13 protein-coding genes and 1 pseudogene are annotated in these 16,511 nt (G+C 62.7%); 10 read left to right on the forward strand and 4 right to left on the reverse strand.

From position 1 onward, the window contains the following. Positions 1-7: 7 nt before the first annotated feature. From AB1286_RS21340 to AB1286_RS21350, 3 genes are read left to right on the forward strand one after another with little or no spacing between them, the layout of a single operon-like run. Positions 8-3,175 (forward strand): efflux RND transporter permease subunit, encoded by a 3,168-nt coding sequence (locus AB1286_RS21340; protein ID WP_430365248.1) that lies wholly within the window; start codon positions 8-10, stop codon positions 3,173-3,175. Between the two features lie 23 nt (positions 3,176-3,198). Further along, positions 3,199-4,467, forward strand: coding sequence for an efflux RND transporter periplasmic adaptor subunit (locus AB1286_RS21345; protein WP_430365249.1), 1,269 nt, complete (start codon positions 3,199-3,201; stop codon positions 4,465-4,467). Positions 4,468-4,490: 23 nt separating this feature from the next. Further along, the gene (locus tag AB1286_RS21350; protein ID WP_430367272.1) at positions 4,491-5,939 is read left to right on the forward strand and encodes an efflux transporter outer membrane subunit; all 1,449 of its coding nucleotides are present in this window, start codon (positions 4,491-4,493) and stop codon (positions 5,937-5,939) included. Between the two features lie 43 nt (positions 5,940-5,982). Here the strand turns inward: AB1286_RS21350 and AB1286_RS21355 are convergent, their stop codons facing one another. After that, positions 5,983-6,888 carry a LysR family transcriptional regulator gene (locus AB1286_RS21355; RefSeq protein WP_430365250.1) on the reverse strand — a complete coding sequence of 302 codons (906 nt, stop codon included), beginning with the start codon at positions 6,886-6,888 and terminating at the stop codon, positions 5,983-5,985. Between the two features lie 218 nt (positions 6,889-7,106). Between AB1286_RS21355 and AB1286_RS21360 the strand changes: the two genes are divergently transcribed. Beyond that, positions 7,107-7,697 (forward strand): class I SAM-dependent methyltransferase, encoded by a 591-nt coding sequence (locus AB1286_RS21360; RefSeq protein WP_430365251.1) that lies wholly within the window; start codon positions 7,107-7,109, stop codon positions 7,695-7,697. Between the two features lie 65 nt (positions 7,698-7,762). Here the strand turns inward: AB1286_RS21360 and AB1286_RS21365 are convergent, their stop codons facing one another. Continuing rightward, positions 7,763-8,719 carry a quinone oxidoreductase family protein gene (locus tag AB1286_RS21365; RefSeq protein ID WP_430365252.1) on the reverse strand — a complete coding sequence of 319 codons (957 nt, stop codon included), beginning with the start codon at positions 8,717-8,719 and terminating at the stop codon, positions 7,763-7,765. A gap of 160 nt (positions 8,720-8,879) precedes the next feature. On the opposite strand from AB1286_RS21365, the gene AB1286_RS21370 reads away from it, so the two are divergent. The 6 genes and pseudogenes from AB1286_RS21370 (at position 8,880) to AB1286_RS21395 (ending at position 14,454) form a co-directional block, all read left to right on the forward strand. Further along, complete coding sequence (locus AB1286_RS21370) at positions 8,880-9,638, forward strand: AraC family transcriptional regulator (RefSeq protein WP_430365253.1); 759 nt, start codon at positions 8,880-8,882, stop codon at positions 9,636-9,638. 231 nt (positions 9,639-9,869) lie between these two features. Further along, positions 9,870-10,880 (forward strand): annotated as a pseudogene (locus AB1286_RS21375) (PAS domain S-box protein); the annotation flags it as partial. Positions 10,881-10,895: 15 nt separating this feature from the next. Next, on the forward strand, positions 10,896-11,345 hold the full coding sequence (locus AB1286_RS21380) for a sensor histidine kinase (RefSeq protein ID WP_430367273.1): 450 nt from the start codon (positions 10,896-10,898) through the stop codon (positions 11,343-11,345). Positions 11,346-11,566: 221 nt separating this feature from the next. Continuing rightward, entirely contained in the window at positions 11,567-11,947 is a 381-nt protein-coding gene (locus tag AB1286_RS21385) for a hypothetical protein (RefSeq protein WP_430365254.1), read from the forward strand. Between the two features lie 265 nt (positions 11,948-12,212). Then, entirely contained in the window at positions 12,213-13,892 is a 1,680-nt protein-coding gene (locus AB1286_RS21390; protein WP_430365255.1) for a methyl-accepting chemotaxis protein, read from the forward strand. Between the two features lie 16 nt (positions 13,893-13,908). Continuing rightward, entirely contained in the window at positions 13,909-14,454 is a 546-nt protein-coding gene (locus tag AB1286_RS21395; protein ID WP_430365256.1) for a chemotaxis protein CheW, read from the forward strand. Positions 14,455-14,567: 113 nt separating this feature from the next. On the opposite strand, the gene AB1286_RS21400 is transcribed toward AB1286_RS21395, so the two are convergent. Further along, entirely contained in the window at positions 14,568-15,644 is a 1,077-nt protein-coding gene (locus AB1286_RS21400) for a protein-glutamate methylesterase/protein-glutamine glutaminase (RefSeq protein ID WP_430365257.1), read from the reverse strand. 12 nt (positions 15,645-15,656) lie between these two features. Then, positions 15,657-16,466 (reverse strand): CheR family methyltransferase, encoded by an 810-nt coding sequence (locus tag AB1286_RS21405; protein ID WP_430365258.1) that lies wholly within the window; start codon positions 16,464-16,466, stop codon positions 15,657-15,659. Positions 16,467-16,511: the final 45 nt, after the last annotated feature.

The following is a 16,511-nucleotide window of genomic DNA, read 5'->3' on the forward strand; positions in this document are numbered from 1 at the left end:
CGGCGCAATGTGGATCGTCAGGCTCGCCCTCGCGCGGCCGTATACCTTCATCGTCATGGCGCTCGCGATCGTGCTCGCGACGCCGCTCACGCTCGTGCGCACGCCCGTCGACGTGCTGCCGGTCATCGACATCCCCGTCATCAGCGTGATCTGGTCGTACAACGGTCTATCGGCCGAGGAGATGGCCAACCGCATCACGACCGTAAACGAGCGCAATCTGACCGTGCTCGTCAGCAACATCCAACATAGCGAGTCGCAGTCGCTGGCCGGCATCGCGATCATCAAGCTGTTTCTGCAACCGCATACCGACGTGCGCACGGCGATGGCGCAAGCCGTTTCGGCCGAAGAGGCGCAGTTGCGCTTCATGCCGCCCGGTGCCACGCCGCCGCTCATTCTCACGTACTCGGCATCGAGCATTCCGGTGCTGCAATTGGGCATCTCGAGTCCCTTAATGTCGGAGCAGGCGCTCAACGATGCGGCCACCAATTTTCTACGCCCGCAGCTCGTAACGATTCCGGGGACCGTCGTGCCGTTCGCCTACGGCGGCAAGCCGCGCGTGATTTCGGTCGATCTCGACACGCGTGCGCTGCTCGCCAAGGGCCTTACGCCGAGCGACGTCATCAATGCCGTCAATGCGCAGAACCTGATCCTGCCGAGCGGTACGGCCAAGATTGGGGCGACGGAATATTCGGTCACGACGAATGCCTCTCCCGATACGATCGACGGGTTGAACCGCATTCCGGTGCGCACGGTCGACGGTGCGACGACCTATCTAGGCGAAGTCGCGCACGTACGAGACGGGTTTTCGCCGCAGACCAACGTCGTGCGTCAGGACGGGCACCGTGGGGTGCTGATGTCGGTGATGAAGAGCGGCGAAGCATCGACGCTCTCGATCGTCGATGCGATTCACACGCTGTTGCCGCACGTGGCGCAATCGCTGCCGCCCGATTTGAAGATCGTTTCGCTGTTCGATCAATCGGTGTTCGTGAAGGCGGCGGTCCAAGGCGTGGCGCGCGAAGCCGTTATCGCCGCGGCGCTGACGGCCGCCATGGTGCTGCTGTTTCTCGGCAACTGGCGCAGCACGCTGATCATCGCCATCTCGATTCCGCTGTCGATCCTCGCTTCGCTGATCGCATTGTCGGCACTCGGCGAAAGCATCAATATCATGACGCTCGGCGGGCTCGCGCTCGCGGTGGGTATTCTCGTCGACGATGCGACGGTCACGATCGAGAACATCGAGCGCCACCTGCATATGGGCAGCGCGCTGCGCGAGGCCATTCTCGACGGTGCCGGCGAGATCGCCGTACCCGCGTTCGTGTCGACGCTGTCGATCTGCATCGTGTTCGTGCCGATGTTCTTCCTGACGGGCGTGGCGCGCTACTTGTTCGTACCGCTCGCCGAGGCGGTGGTGTTTGCGATGCTCGCCTCGTATTTGCTGTCGCGCACGCTCGTGCCCACGCTCGCGCTGCTGCTCACGCAACATCCCCCGATGCACGTCGACGATGCGCAAGCGGGGACGTCGCTGTTTGCTCGCGTGCATCGACGTTTTCAGCGCGTGTTCGATCGCTTGCACGCGAACTACGTCGTGCTATTGACGATGGCGCTCGAGCGGCCCGGCCGGTTCGGCGGTGTTTTCCTAGGCGGATGCCTGCTGTCCACGGCGCTGCTGTTCGTCGTCGGCACCGACTTCTTTCCGTCGGTCGACTCGGGGGCGATCCGGCTGCATATGCGCGGGCCGACGGGCCTGCGCATCGAGGAAACCGCGCGCCTGGCCGATCAGGTCGAGGGCGTCGTCCGCGAAGTGGTCCCGCTGCGCGAGCGCGGTCCGATCCTCGACAACCTGGGCCTACCGTATAGCGGTATCAATCTGTCGTACAGCAATGCGGGCACTATCGGTACCTTCGACGGCGAACTGATGATCGCGCTCGCGGCCGATCATGCGCCCGCGCAACGTTACATCGAGCGCTTACGTGCACTGCTGCCGCAGCGCTTTCCGGGCGTCGAATTCTTTTTTCAGCCGGCCGACATCGTCACGCAGATCCTGAATTTCGGCTTGCCCGCGGCAATCGACGTGCAGATCGTCGGTGCCAATCAGCGTGCGAACTTCGCTGTGGCAAGTCGTCTCATGAAGGCGATGCGTTCGCTGCCGGGCACGGTCGACGTGCATATCCAGCAACGCGTGAACGAGCCGACGCTCGTGTTCCAGATGGATCGGTCCCGCTTGCAGCAGTTGGACTTGACCGCGCAGAACGTCGCCCAGAACTTGCTGGTCGCGCTGTCCGGCAGTTCGCAGACGGCGCCGGCGTTCTGGCTCAATGAGCACAACGGCGTGCAGTACCCGCTTAGCGTTCAGATGCCGCAGTACGATGCGGCCTCGCTCGACAGCCTCATGCGCATCCCCGTGACGGCCCCGGGCGGTACCGGCCGGCCGCAATTGCTCGGCAATCTCGTGCGCGTCGAGCGGCGCGGCTTGGCCGCGGAGGTGTCGCATTACAACATCCGACCGGCCATCGACGTGCTCGTATCGGTGCAAGGGCGCGACCTCGGCAGCGTCGCGCGCGAGATCGATAAGCTTGTCGCAGCGGCGCGGCCGACGCTCATGCGCGGTTCGGACATCAACGTACGCGGCCAAGTGGAGACGATGCGTTCGTCGTTCTCGGGGCTCTACATCGGGCTGGCCGTCGCGGTCGTGTTGGTGTATCTGCTGATCGTCGTGAACTTCCAGTCGTGGCTCGATCCGCTGATCATCGTCAGCGCGTTGCCTGCCGCGTTGGCCGGCATCGCGTGGATGCTGTTCTTGACGGGCACGCGCTTGTCGGTGCCCGCGCTGACGGGGGGCATCATGACGGTTGGCGTGGCGACGGCCAATAGTATTCTGGTGGTGTCGTTCGCGCGTGAGCGGCTGACGGCGGGGGCGACGCCGATCGCCGCCGCGCTCGAAGCCGGGGCGACCCGTATGCGGCCCGTGTTGATGACGGCGACTGCCATGATCGTCGGCATGTTGCCGATGGCACTGGGCATCGGCGAGGCGGCCGAGCAGAACGCTCCGCTCGGACGTGCCGTGATCGGCGGCCTCTTGTTCGCGACGGTCTCGACGCTCGTGTTCGTGCCGGTCGTATTCTCGGTCTTGCATGGGCGGCTTGCGCGCAAGCGAGACGCGCGGCAAGCGTCGTGACGATCCAATCAAAACGCAACGACATGGACGACTCTCTGAAATCTCTCAACGCCGGGCGTTTGCACGCCGCGCCCGAGGCGTCGCCCGTGGGCGGCGCCGTGCCGTTGCCGTCGAAGGCGACGGTTCGCCGCCGCCTGCGCTTCGCCGCGATGCTGATCGCATTTGCCGTCGTCGCGCTGACGGCGCGCACTGTGGTCGTCGGCATCGAGCATCGACATGCCTTGGCCGATGCATCGGCCGGCAACCAGCGTCAGTATGTCTACGTCGTCAAGCCGACAATGCCGCGCCACGGCGATGCGCTTGTGCTGCCGGGGACGTTGCGGGGCGCGGTCGAATCGCCGATCTACGCGCGCGCGAGCGGTTATGTGAAGCGCTGGTATGCCGACATCGGCACGCGCGTGCGCGAAGGGCAGCTTTTGGCCGAACTCGATACGCCCGAGATCGATCAGGAGTTGGCTCAGGCGCTCGCGCAGCGGCGTCAAGCAAACGTCACGTTGGGTTTGGCGAAGAGTTCGCTTACGCGCTGGCGGGAGCTTCGCGCACACGATGCGGTCTCGCAGCAAGAACTCGACGAACGCTCGAGCGCCTATGACGAAGCGACCGCGACCGTCGCCGCGGCCGATGCCAACGTGAAGCGGCTCGGCGAACTCGAGTCGTTCAAGCGCATCGTCGCGCCGTTTGCCGGCGTAGTCACGCGGCGCAACGTCGATGTCGGCGATCTCGTCGACGCCGGCAACGGCGGCACACGCCGTGCTCTGTTTGCCCTCGCGCAGACGGATCCGCTGCGCGTCTACGTCGACGTGCCGCAAGCCTATGCCCAGGGCATCGCGCCCGGTGCGCACGTCGCCGTGACGCAGGCCGAGCTGGCTCGCCGGTCGTTCTCGGGCACCGTCACGCACACGGCGCAGGCCATCGACGTGGCGACGCGGTCGATGCAGGTGGAAGTGACGCTGCCGAACCGCGACGGGGCATTGATGCCCGGTGCCTACGTTCAGGTGTCGTTCGCCGATACCGCTCATGCCCGTTTGCAGGTGCCCGGCAATGCGTTGCTGTTTCGCGCCGAGGGGCCGCGCGTAGCGGTGGTGGGCACCGACGGTCGCGTACATTTGCAGCCTATCGTGATCGCGCGCGATCTGGGACAGTCGCTCGAAATAGAGAGCGGGCTCTCGCCGAAAGATCAGGTCATCGTCAATCCGGGCGACTCGCTGGCCGACGGCGATAAAGTCATCGTCGCACCCGCACCCGCACCCGCACCCGCACCCGCACCAGCCCCGGCGAAGGGGCACGCGTGAAAGCGCGCTGGGGTTGGCTCTCGATGCTGGCGGCGCTGGCCGGATGCGCGGCCGGGCCCGAGTACCGGCGGCCCGATGCCGACCTGCCTGCGGCATGGAACATCGAGGCCGGCGATGCATATTGGCACGCGGCGGCGCCGGCCCACGCGCCGCTTGCGCTTGATTGGTGGCGCAGCTTCGGCGATGCGCAGCTCGATAGCCTAGAGACAGCCGCGCTAGCCGAGAACCAGACGCTGCGAGCGGCGAGTGCGCATTACGATGCCGCGCGGGCGAGTTTGGCCGAAGTCTCGTCGGCGCAGGCGCCGCAACTGGGTCTGCAAGCGGACGTGGCGCGCGAGAAGATCTCCGGGGAGCGGCCGCGCATCAACTATTCGGTGCCGACCGTATCGACCGTTCAGAACGACATCGTCCTGCGTGCGAGCGTGGGCTACGAACTCGATTTGTTCGGTCGGATTCGCCGCGAAGTGGAAGCCGCGAACGCTTCGGCTCAGGCGGCTGCCGACGACCTGGCCAACGCGCGGCTTGTGATCACGGCCGACGTGGCGACCACTTACGTCGCACTGCGAATCGTGGATGCGCAAAGCGACGTACTGGCGCAACTGATCGCATTGCAGCAGCAGTCGCTCGATTACGTCCGCACACGGCACGATCTCGGCGCCGTATCGGGTCTCGATCTCTTGCAGCAGCAATCGCAGCTCGATGCGACGCGCACTCAGGCGCAACTGCTCGTCGCCACGCGGGCGCAATACGAGCACGCGCTTGCCGCGCTCGTCGGCGTACCGGCGGCGTCGTTCTCGATCGCGCCGCGCGTGGTGCCGCTGACCGATACGCCGCCGCCCGCCGTGTCACTGACGCTGCCGAGCGAGCTACTCGAACGGCGTCCCGATATCGCATCGGCCGAACGCGCGATGGCTGCGGCCAACGCTCGCATCGGCGTCGCACGCGCGGCCTACTTTCCGACCCTCGTGCTGAACCCCGGCATCGGTTGGGAGGCGACGCGCTTTGCCAGTATGCTCAGCGCGCCGGCGTTGCTCTGGTCGGTCGGCGCGTCGGCCGAATCGGTGCTATTCGACGGCGGTAAGCGCCGCGCGCGCGTCGATTTCGCGCGGGCCGGCTATGCCGAAGCGCAAGCACGCTATCGACAGACGGTGCTCGATGCGATGCAGCAGGTACAGGACGGCGTAACCGGTCTATCGGTACTCGACACCGCGGCGCGACAGGCCCATGCGGCCGTCGACGATGCGCGCCGCCTCGTAGATATGGCGCACGAGCGTTATGCCGGCGGTATGACAGCATTCATCGATGTGATCAGTGCTCAGCAGCAACTCCAGACGAGCCGTGAACAGGAGGTTGCCATTCACGGTCGTCAGTTGGCGACGCTGGTCTATTTGGCAAAGGCGCTTGGTGGCGGCTGGCAGGCGCAGGCCTCGACGCAGGGTACGCCGGAAATCGCTGCACAAGCGGCAAATTGATGCGTGGGAAGCACTGCCGGGCGATTTTTCTTCGATGACACTGCTAATAGGCGTCGATGTCAGCGAAGTGATCGGTTAGGAACTGAATGAACGAGAGCACGCGCGGGGCGACGAACGGATCGTCGCGCCACATCAGGAAAGCAAAGCGCGTTTCGAATGTCCAATCGGGAAAGATCGGCACGAGCGCGCCGTCGTCGACGGCCTCTTTGCCGACGTAACGCGGCAGGTAGGCGACGCCGAGGCCGTCGAGCGCCGAACTGAGGAGCGCGCGACTGTTGTTCGCCCGCATGACACAGCGCGCGCGCACTTCCACTTCGCGCTTGTGCTTCTGCATGGCGACCACGCTCGTATGAGCGGGGCCTCGAAATAGGAGGAAGCCATGACGCGAAAGTTGTTCGGGGTCTGTGATCGGCGGATGGCGCGCGAGGTAGGCCGGCGCGGCGAACAGCCCCCAGTCGATTTCCATGAGCACCTTGCCGTTCGCATGCTCGGGCTTGCTGCGGTTGATCGTGATTGCGACGTCGACATTCTGGCCCTCGAGGTCGATTTGCCGATCGGTTAAATCGAGTTCGACCTGTACGTTCACGTACTTGGTGGCGAATTGATTCAAAGCCGGCATTAGCATGAGATTGCCGAATGTGACGGGGGCCGCTACGCGCAGATTTCCGACCGGATCGGCGTGGTATTTCTCCATGAATGCATCGGCGCCACGCATTTCGACTAGCATGCGCGCGCAGTATTCATAATATGTACGCCCAACATCGGTGATTTCGATTTTGCGCGTGGTGCGCTTGAGCAGCGTGACGCCGAGTGTGGCCTCAAGGCGCGCCAGCTCCTTGCTGACGGCGGATTTCGACACTCCGATTAAACGTGCGGCCTCCGTGTAGCTCATCGTCTCGACGATTTTTGCAAAAATCGCCATCGACGCCATTTGCTCCAGTTGATTCATCGTCTCCCTCGGCGCGGTTATTTTTTGCTTCTCTTTGTCGTGGAGTTTATAGCGACGCACTGCGCCGAGGCAATCATCGAGCATTAAAGACGTTCGAGGAAATAAACGCGTTCGATCTAGGGATAACCCGGGTTATTATCGCGAAATGGCGTTCGGGGCCAAGCGGCGTGCGCCGAGGCATCGCCGCAATCGCCACCACTTCATCTGAGGCATGTGTTATGGACGAACAGACCATCGAAGCTTACTCGACGGGCGCGAGCCGATTCGCGGCCGAGTGGCGCGACCAGCCTGCGCCGGTCGATATGTACACGCTTTTGGAGCGTTACTTCACACGAGGCGGCAAAACGGCGGACATCGGTTGCGGCGCCGGCCGCGACGTTGCGTGGCTGAACGATCATGGCTTCCCCGCGGTCGGCTACGACGCGTCCGAAGGTTTGCTTGCACAGGCCGAGGCCGCATTTCCGACGCTGGTTTTCAAGCGCGATGTGCTTCCCGCGCTCGACTCCATCGAGGCGCAAGCGTATGACAACGTGCTATGCGAAACCGTCCTCATGCATTTGCCGCCGGAGGAGGTGACCCTAGCCTGCGCACGTCTGTTCGACATTCTGAAGCCAGGAGGGACGCTATACCTGAGCTGGCGAGTGACGGAATCGGCATCCAAACGCGATGCTTCGGGCCGTCTCTACGCCGAGTTCGATGCCGCGCGAGTCAGGGAAGGCCTTGGAGATGCGCAATTGCTGCTCGATGCCGAATCGGTCAACCTGTCCTCAGGTAAGCGCGTGCATCGACTGATCGCCCGGCGGCCGTGATCGATGCCGGGCCGGCGTCGCGCCGAACGCCCAAAACCGATGCGGCGGTGTTCGTCGCGGCGCCGTCAGTTCAACACAAATACTTTGCGGCCTTTGTCTGCGGGGGCGTCCCAATGGCTGCCCAATTGCGCTAGCGGTACCGCTTCCGTCGCGATATGCAGACGGCCTTCGGCCGCGGCGTGCAGCACTGCCTCGACGGCGCTCAAAAGACGCGGCAACGCGACGCTGCCGATACCGCTGCCCATCAAGCTAATCGCTTTGGAGCGCAGCACAGCGGCGGGCAACGATATTTCCAATCCACTAATGGAGCCGATCTGTACGAAGCGTAGCGCGCGCTCTGCCGGTGCGTCGGTTGCCGCAGCGAGCAGTATGGCGCGAGCGCTAGGTCCCCATAGGTAATCGAGCACGACGTCGACACCGTGGCGAAGTTCGGCTGAAAACGCTTCCTTCATCTCGCTCTCGTCGTTCGTCAGCGCGATAGTCGCGTCGGCGCCACGCTCGCGCAGCCTCTCGAGCTTCTCCGGGCTGCGTCCGGTCGCAATGATTTTGCTTGCGCCTAACATTCGCGCGATTTGGATCGCGAGTTGTCCCGATTCGCCCGTCGCGCCGTTCACCAAGACCGTCTCTCCGCGAACAAGATTTGCCCGCTCGGTCAGCGCCGCCCATGACGACATGCCCGGAATGGCGATGGCGGCAGCCGTAACGTCGTCGAGAGAGGCCGGCAGCGCAATGCATTGCGCCTGCGCTACGGGCGCGAATTCGGCCATCGCACCGAAAGGTGGGGTGGCCCCGAAGAAATAGACTTGTCGACCGTCATTCGCCTGCCCGACGCCGTCCACGCCGACCACCTGCGGATAGCTTGTCGAGGACGAATAATGGCGGCCGGCCGCCTTTCCGCGAGCGAGCTGACTGAGTGCAGCAGCGCGGACTTCGATGAGACACTCGGTGCCCGACGGTTCGGGGCGGGCAAAATCCGCGTAGATGGGCTTCGTTCCCGGTTCGATTACAACGGCGGCTTTCATCAAGGCCGACTCCTTTTGGTTACCATGACGCTGGAGTCTATGGGCGCGGCCGTATCCGGGCTGCGGTGCAACGGCCATTCGATACGCTATTTCAGTCAAAGTGAACGAACCGTCTTTCGCGACCACTACAAATACTACGATCGTTTCCGGCGATCTCGTCGTGTCGAACGAGGGACCGTTCCTCGCCGCGGGCGAACTTCGGCAAGCTGCGCCGCGCGTCACGTCAACGCACAGTCATCCTCGCGGGCAACTCATGGGCGCGCTCACTGGATTGGTGGCAGTCGGCATCGGCTCGCATCAATGGGTCGTGCCTGCTATTCATGCCATCTGGATACCTCCGCATGTCGAGCATTCGGTGCGCTCGTTCGGCCCGTTCGCCGGATGGAGCGTATTCATTAGCGAAGCGCGATGCCGCGAGCTACCTGTCGCTCCGCGTGCAATCAAGACGACGGCTTTACTGCGTGAAGCCGTGCATCGCGCGGGAAGGTGGGCGGGCTCGCCGCTCGATGCCGCGAAGGAGCGCATCGCGGAAGTGATCATCGACGAGTTGATGGCTGCCCAAGCGGAGCCGCTCTATCTGCCTCGCCCGACGGATGCGGCGCTCGTCAAGATTACCGATGCGTTGACGCGCAACCTTGGGGATAACCGGCGCCAGGAACAATGGGCCGAGTGGGCCGGTTTATCGGAGCGGACATTGAGCCGGAGATTCGTCGCCCAGACGGGACTGACGTTCGGGCGCTGGCGCCAGCAAGCACGGATGCTGGCCGCGCTGGAGCGCGTCTCCGACGGCGTGCCGGTCACCAACATCGCACTCGAGTTGGGTTATGACAACGTGAGTGCGTTCATCGCCGCATTCCGTAAAACGTTCGGCGCGACGCCCGGGCGTTACATCGCACACGCCGCAGCAGCACCGATCTAGGCTCTCGGCCATGCGCCGCGATCAATTACGGATTGAAAGTCGGCAGACCCGGTTGAAAACATGCGGATAGTTGAAATTCGCTGTTGTGTGAAATCCATAAGATGTAGCATGAGATGGCGCGCGCCTGCACTGCGTTGAGGGAAACGCGGTAATGACAACGGCAGTGTTCAGCCGAAAGGACTCACCGTGGAATCCGGCTCGAAAGGTCGCAACTGGAAGCAAGGCGGTAGGATGCTTGACCGCGTGACCGTCGAAGAGCGATACCGATCGCTGGTCGACGCGATCAGGGACTATGCGATCTTCCTATTGGACCCGGACGGATATGTCGCGAGCTGGAATGCGGGCGCCGAGCGCATCAAGGGATACCATGCGGACGAAATCATTGGTCGACATTTTTCCGTGTTTTACCCCGCCGAGGCAATCGAGCGAGGTTACCCGAGCGAGGAACTCGCGAGGGCCGCGACCCTAGGGCGCTGGGAAGACGAAGGCTGGCGCGTGCGCAAAGACGGCTCGCGGTTCTGGGCCAACGTTGTCATCAATCCGCTGCGCGACAAGGACGGCGCGCTGATCGGATTCGCCAAAATTACCCGCGACCTGACAGAGCGCCGGGACGGGGAAGAAAAACTACGGCAAAGCGAAGAGCGGCTGCGTTTGCTCATGGATGCCGTCGACGATGCCGTCTTCATGCTCGACCCGCAAGGGCACATCACGAGTTGGAATGCCGGCGCCACGCGTTTGAAGGGCTTCGACGCACCCGAAATCGTCGGACAGCATTTCTCTCGTTTCTATTCGATGGAAGATATCGCGGCCGGCAAGCCCGAAGCGGAATTGGCGACCGCAGCGGCGGTTGGCCGAGTAGAAGAAGAGGGGTGGCGCTTACGCAAGGACGGTTCGCGCTTCTGGGCGCAGATCGTAGTGAGCGCGATATACGGTCCTACGGGCGAGCTTCTCGGTTTCGCGAAGGTCACACGCGATATGACCGAGCGCAATCGCCTGAAACAATTGGAATATGCAAGCGAATTGGCCGCGCACATCGAGGCGGCGCGCGAAGAAGAAAAGAAACGCATTGCCCGGGAGTTGCACGACGACCTAGGCCAGCAGTTGACCGCAATGAAAATCAGTTTGCTTTTTCCTGCGCAAGGCATAGGCGACCCCGCTGTGACGTTGCAGGGGGCGAGCGCGGAGGCGATGCGCGATGCACTCGATCGCGCCATTTCATCGGTTCGTAGACTGGCCGCGGGTTTGCGCCCGGCGATATTGGACGATCTGGGGCTGCTACCTGCACTCGAGTGGCTGGTGGCCGATCTTCAGCAGCGCTCTCCATTGCGTATCGTCATGAACGACGAGACAGGAGACATGGTCTTCAACGAAAACGCATCGACGGCGCTGTTTCGTATCGTGCAGGAGAGCCTCACCAACGTCGTGCGACATGCCCCGACCGCAACCGAGGTCCGCATCGATTTTCGCTGTAGCGCATCCATGTGCGACCTTTCGATTCAGGACGACGGAGTCTGCGTCAAGCCGCCTGGACAACGATCCGTTGGTGCGCCTGCGTCGTCGGGTCTCGCGAGCATCCGCGATCGCGTGCGGCGTTTGCGAGGCACGGTGACGACGGGGCCGCTGCCCGACCGAGGATTCAGGGTCAAACTCTCCATTCCCCGCGATGCGGTCGAGCAAACGCCGTCTGCTCCGGACACGGGGGTATAAACGCGGTTTATCAGCCCGCGACATCTTTGACGAACGTCAAAACGTCGATCTGCCCGGCCCCGCTTCGCTTTGATGCGTTTTGGGATTCTGGACCCCGCGCGCGGGACCCGGTGACGATAAACGGCGGCCCGTGTGCACGCGATTTGAGAGAGGTCAATCTTCGTATCCGGTTCGTTCCCGATACTTGCGTATTCAACGAACTTATCGAGGATGTTCGCGACATGGAGAATTCGCCGAACGCAGGCCCAACAACCGAGTCCGCATCGGTGCAGGATGCGTCCAATACGATCCCGCGCTTCTCGTTTCTGTATAGCAATCCCGCGTATCCTGCGCGCGTGTACCGTGTATCGCTTGCCTACGACGGCCAGGCGTATACCCCACGATGTCGAATCGAGATCCGGGACGCCATCGCAACGAACTGCGAGCATCCGTTTTCGGCGGGTCCGCTTACGCGAGATAGCCTGTGCGCGGCGGTCGCCGTGCTGCCGCTGATCGAGGACATCACCGGGGGCGACAATGGGCGAACCCTAGCCGATGGGCAACCGGGCTTCACAATGGGAGCCATGCCGCAGTCGAGGGACATATATGACGACCGTCGTTAGGAAAGCAGTGCGTCGTGAACCATGCACGTACTTCGAAATAACGCTTCGGCCCGAAATAACTATCGATTAATTCACGCGAAAAGCATTGCCTGCGCGATGTTACAAACAATTTAAGGGATGGGGATTCAGACCCACGCATCTCCAACCGATATCCACGGTTATACAGGGGTAACCCGCATTGGCCGATGGTTCACGATTGTTCATCCGTCCCTAAGTCGAGCCTGAATGTCCCTGTTTATAAATTCATGATCCGAGGGAATTCAACATGCTTGGCAACATCAAGATCGGCATTCGGCTGATCGCTGCATTTCTCGTCGTCGCGTCGGCTAGCGGCATCGTTGGTCTCGTCGGTATCAGCAATGCCGGCAAAATCAACGAGCTGGCCGACCACATGTACAGCAACGAAGTCCTTGGTGTGTCGTACATCAAGGAAGCCAATATCGACCTCATCTACATCGGTCGCGCACGCGGCAACGCGCTGCTGGCTACGACGCCGGAAGACCGTGCGAAATATCTCGACGTCATGAACAAATCGGTCGAGTTGTTGAAGAGCAACCTGGAAAAGGCGCGTCCGCTGATGAACTCGGAGAAGAGCAAGGAGCTGCTGGACAGCTTCTCGCGCACCTGGGAGGCCTATCTGCACGATCAGGAAACGCTGGTCTCGCTGATTAATTCCAGTAAATTGGCCGAGCGCGACGCCGCGCTCAGTGCCGCGATGGCAACGCTGAGCGCCAAGGCCAACGTACTCGACGACACCATGACCGCACTCGCCGAGGTGAAGGAGGCGACCGCCAAGCAGGAATCCGGCGACACCACGATGCTTTACGAGCAGAGCCGCACGGTGATGATCGGCACGATCGTCGCTGCGCTCGCGCTCGGCGCGCTGCTCGGCTTCCTTATCAGTCGCGGCGTCAGCCGCCCCCTGCGTCAAGCGCTCGATGCGGCCAATCGATTGGCCGACGGAGATTTGACGATCGACATCGAGTCGAAAAACAAGGACGAGGTCGGCCAACTCTTGCGGGCGATGAAAAACATGATCGCGAAGCTGTCGCACGTGGTGGGCGAGGTCAACAGCGGCGCCGAGGCCCTTGCCGGAGCTTCCGAGGAAGTCAGCGCGACCGCGCAATCGCTAAGCCAAGCGTCGAGCGAACAAGCGGCCGGTGTCGAAGAGACGAGCGCGTCGATCGAGCAAATGACGGCCTCGATCACGCAAAACACCGAGAACGCCAAGGTGACCGACGGCATGGCGCAGCAAGCGGCGAAAGAAGCCGCCGATAGCGGCGAAGCGGTCAAGGCGACGGTCAGTGCGATGAAACAGATCGCGCAAAAGATCGGCATCATCGACGACATCGCTTATCAAACGAACCTGCTGGCCTTGAACGCCGCGATCGAGGCGGCCCGTGCCGGCGAGCACGGGAAGGGCTTTGCCGTAGTCGCGGCCGAGGTGCGTAAGCTGGCGGAGCGCAGCCAGATCGCGGCGCAGGAAATCGGCACGGTCGCCGGCTCGAGCGTCGAGCTGGCCGAACGCGCCGGCGCGCTGCTCGACTCGATGGTGCCCAACATCAAGAAGACGTCGGAGTTGGTGCAAGAGATCACTGCGGCATCGGAGGAGCAATCGTCCGGCGTCGGCCAGATCAATGTGGCCGTCAGTCAATTGAGCCAAACGACGCAACAAAACGCATCCAGTTCCGAAGAGCTCGCGGCAACCGCCGAGGAAATGAGCAGTCAATCGGAGCAGCTACGGCAAGCGATGACGTTCTTCCGCCTCGCAGCCGGAGGCGGCCGCGGTAACGCACGCGCAGGCGATTCCGGCAGTGCCCGGACGGCGGCGACGCGAGCACGTACGCGTCCTGCGCAAAAGCCTGCCGGTGGTTTGTCGTTGGCGCCGGGACTCGCATTCACGAGTGCGGACATGCCCGACGAGTCGCAGTTCGCGAAGTTCTAATCGGGGGGACTGAGTCATGAATCAGACTTCGGTGTCCCCGAAATCGCCGGCTCAGGCCGTCAAGGCGCCCTCGGACGCGAACGCCGCCGAGCCGGCGCAAGTGTTGACCTTCATGCTCGCGGGCGAGGCCTACGCGATCGGCATCTTGTCGATCAAAGAGATCATCAGCTATACCGCACTCACAACGGTACCGATGATGCCGGCGTTCGCGCGCGGCGTCATCAATCTGCGCGGCGCAGTGGTCCCCGTCATGGACTTGTTGACGCGCTTCGGCAAGACGGCCTCCGAGGTCACGAAGCGTACGTGCATCGTGATCGTCGAAGTGGAGTTTCAAGGCGAGCGGCAAGACATCGGCATCGTCGTCGATGCCGTCAATGAAGTGCTCGATATCCCTGCCTCGGAGATCGAACCGCCGCCGGTATTCGGCGCATCGATTCGTACCGATTTCATTCGAGGCATGGGCAAGGTTCGCGGCCGTTTCGTGATCCTGCTCGCGCTCGAGCACGTGTTGTCGGCAAGCGATATGGTCGCGCTGCAAACGGCGGCGGAAATCGCAAACTAAATTAAGAAAATCACATCGCTACCATCGAGCCGCAGCGGCGAAAGTCGTTGCGGCTCGATGCTTTTTGCGCATTGAAAACGCGCGGCGCGTGGGCGTCACGCGCCGCGCCGGGCTCATGAACGCTGAGCGAGAATTTGGGCGATCTCTTGGCTGATCGACGAGAGCGGGACGATCTTATCGACGCCGCCGCGTTTGATCGCTTCACGAGGCATGCCGAAAACGACACAGCTCTCCTCGTCCTGTGCGATGGTGCGCGCACCGGCGGCATGCATTTCGGCGAGGCCGGCGGCGCCGTCGTCGCCCATACCGGTCATGATGATGCCGAGCGCGTTGCGGCCCGCGCAGCGCGCGACGGAGCGAAACAACACGTCGACCGACGGTCGATGGCGATTGACGAGCGGCCCGTCGATGACATCGACGTAGTACTGTGCGCCGCTGCGGCGCACCGTCAAATGCTTGCCCCCGGGGGCGATCAACGCGCGCCCAGGCAATACGCGATCGTTCGCTGCGGCTTCTTTGACTTCGATTTCGCAGAGCTTATTGAGGCGCTCGGCAAACGCCGCGGTGAACTTCTCGGGCATGTGTTGTACCACGACGATGCCGGGCGAGACGCGCGGCAACGCCGTCAAGACGACTTCGAGCGCTTGTGTACCGCCCGTCGATGTGCCGATCGCCACAATGCGTTCCGTCGTTTGCGCGAGCGCACCCGGTACGCTAGGCGGAAGTACCGCATCGGCGGTGTGTTTCGGCGTAGGCGTCGGGGTAGGGTGGCGGCGCGCGAGCCGGGTGGCATTGACGCGCGCCGCGGCGCGTATCGTCGACGTCAATTCGTCAGCCGCATCGAGCAGAAACTGCTTGAGCCCGAGTCGCGGCTTGGCGACGACCGATACCGCGCCGGCCGCCAGTGCATCCACCGTGGTGCGTGCGCCTTTTTCGGTGAGCGTCGAGCAGATGACGACGGGCGTCGGCCGCTCGGCCATGATCTTTTTGAGGAACGTGATGCCGTCCATGCGCGGCATTTCGACATCGAGCAGGATGACGTCAGGCCAATTGCGCGCGAGACGACTCATCGCGGCGATCGGGTCCGATACCGCGTCCATGACTTCGATGCCGGCTGCCGTGAGCATGCCGGAAACGACTTGCCTGACGACGGCCGAGTCGTCGACGATCAATACTCGGATTCGAGTCATCGGAGCCTTGCGTTAATGTCCGGCGCGGCCAGGCTTGCGGAAAATAGACGGCGAGACGGGAATCAGATCGACGCCGAGGTCATGCAGACTCTCGGAGTGACCGATACACAGATAGCCGTCGGGCCGCAATAGCGACGCAACGCGGTGGACGACCTCGCGCTTCGTCGCCGTGTCGAAATAGATCATCACGTTGCGCAGGAAGACGATATCGAACCGTCCGAGGTCGGGCAAAGACGCGATGAGATTGGCTTGTGCGAATCGTACATGCTGGCGTAGCCCGCGTTCGACGAGCAGCGTCCCTTCTTGTTCGCCGGTTCCACGCAGACAGAACCGCTTTCGATAGTCGAGCGGCATCTGCCGAGCCCGGATGTCCGGGTAATGCGCGCGCCCGGCAGCGTGCAGCATCCGCGTGCTGATATCGGTGCCGACCACTTCGAACGGGCGGCCCGCGAGGCGGTCCGCCAATACCATGGCAATACTGTACGGCTCCTCGCCGCTCGAGCATGCCGCGCTCCAAGCGCGAAATGCCGTGCCTCGGGCCTCGGAGGCGATCGCGCCGAGAAACTCGAAGTGTCTCGGCTCGCGAAAAAAATAGGTTTCGTTCGTCGTCAGCAAGTCGATGGCGATCTGCCGCTCGGCGCGATGCGCATCGCTGGAAAGAAACTTGAAGTAGTCGCCGTAGCTTTCGAGCTGGCAAGCGCGTAGGCGTTTAGCGAGCCGGCCGCTGACGAGCGCCTTTTTTGCCGGCGCGAGACTGATTCCGGCCGCATCGAAAATGAAGGCCTGAAACTGCCGGAATTCGGAATCGGTGATCGGATTCATTGCTTGCATTCGTTTGTGCGGCTTTCCATCGGATCGGGGGCCGTC

This window comes from Trinickia sp. NRRL B-1857, from assembly GCF_050470685.1.
Taxonomy (GTDB): Bacteria; Pseudomonadota; Gammaproteobacteria; order Burkholderiales; family Burkholderiaceae; genus Trinickia.

What these genes read in the sequence shown, in the direction of transcription:
- AB1286_RS21340 (WP_430365248.1), top strand. Translation starts at nt 8, where the DNA reads ATGTGGATCGTCAGGCTCGCCCTCGCGCGGCCGTATACCTTCATCGTC.
- AB1286_RS21345 (WP_430365249.1), top strand. Translation starts at nt 3,199, where the DNA reads ATGGACGACTCTCTGAAATCTCTCAACGCCGGGCGTTTGCACGCCGCG.
- AB1286_RS21350 (WP_430367272.1), top strand. Translation starts at nt 4,491, where the DNA reads ATGCTGGCGGCGCTGGCCGGATGCGCGGCCGGGCCCGAGTACCGGCGG.
- AB1286_RS21355 (WP_430365250.1), bottom strand. Translation starts at nt 6,888, where the DNA reads ATGAATCAACTGGAGCAAATGGCGTCGATGGCGATTTTTGCAAAAATC.
- AB1286_RS21360 (WP_430365251.1), top strand. Translation starts at nt 7,107, where the DNA reads ATGGACGAACAGACCATCGAAGCTTACTCGACGGGCGCGAGCCGATTC.
- AB1286_RS21365 (WP_430365252.1), bottom strand. Translation starts at nt 8,719, where the DNA reads ATGAAAGCCGCCGTTGTAATCGAACCGGGAACGAAGCCCATCTACGCG.
- AB1286_RS21385 (WP_430365254.1), top strand. Translation starts at nt 11,567, where the DNA reads ATGGAGAATTCGCCGAACGCAGGCCCAACAACCGAGTCCGCATCGGTG.
- AB1286_RS21390 (WP_430365255.1), top strand. Translation starts at nt 12,213, where the DNA reads ATGCTTGGCAACATCAAGATCGGCATTCGGCTGATCGCTGCATTTCTC.
- AB1286_RS21395 (WP_430365256.1), top strand. Translation starts at nt 13,909, where the DNA reads ATGAATCAGACTTCGGTGTCCCCGAAATCGCCGGCTCAGGCCGTCAAG.
- AB1286_RS21400 (WP_430365257.1), bottom strand. Translation starts at nt 15,644, where the DNA reads ATGACTCGAATCCGAGTATTGATCGTCGACGACTCGGCCGTCGTCAGG.
- AB1286_RS21405 (WP_430365258.1), bottom strand. Translation starts at nt 16,466, where the DNA reads ATGAATCCGATCACCGATTCCGAATTCCGGCAGTTTCAGGCCTTCATT.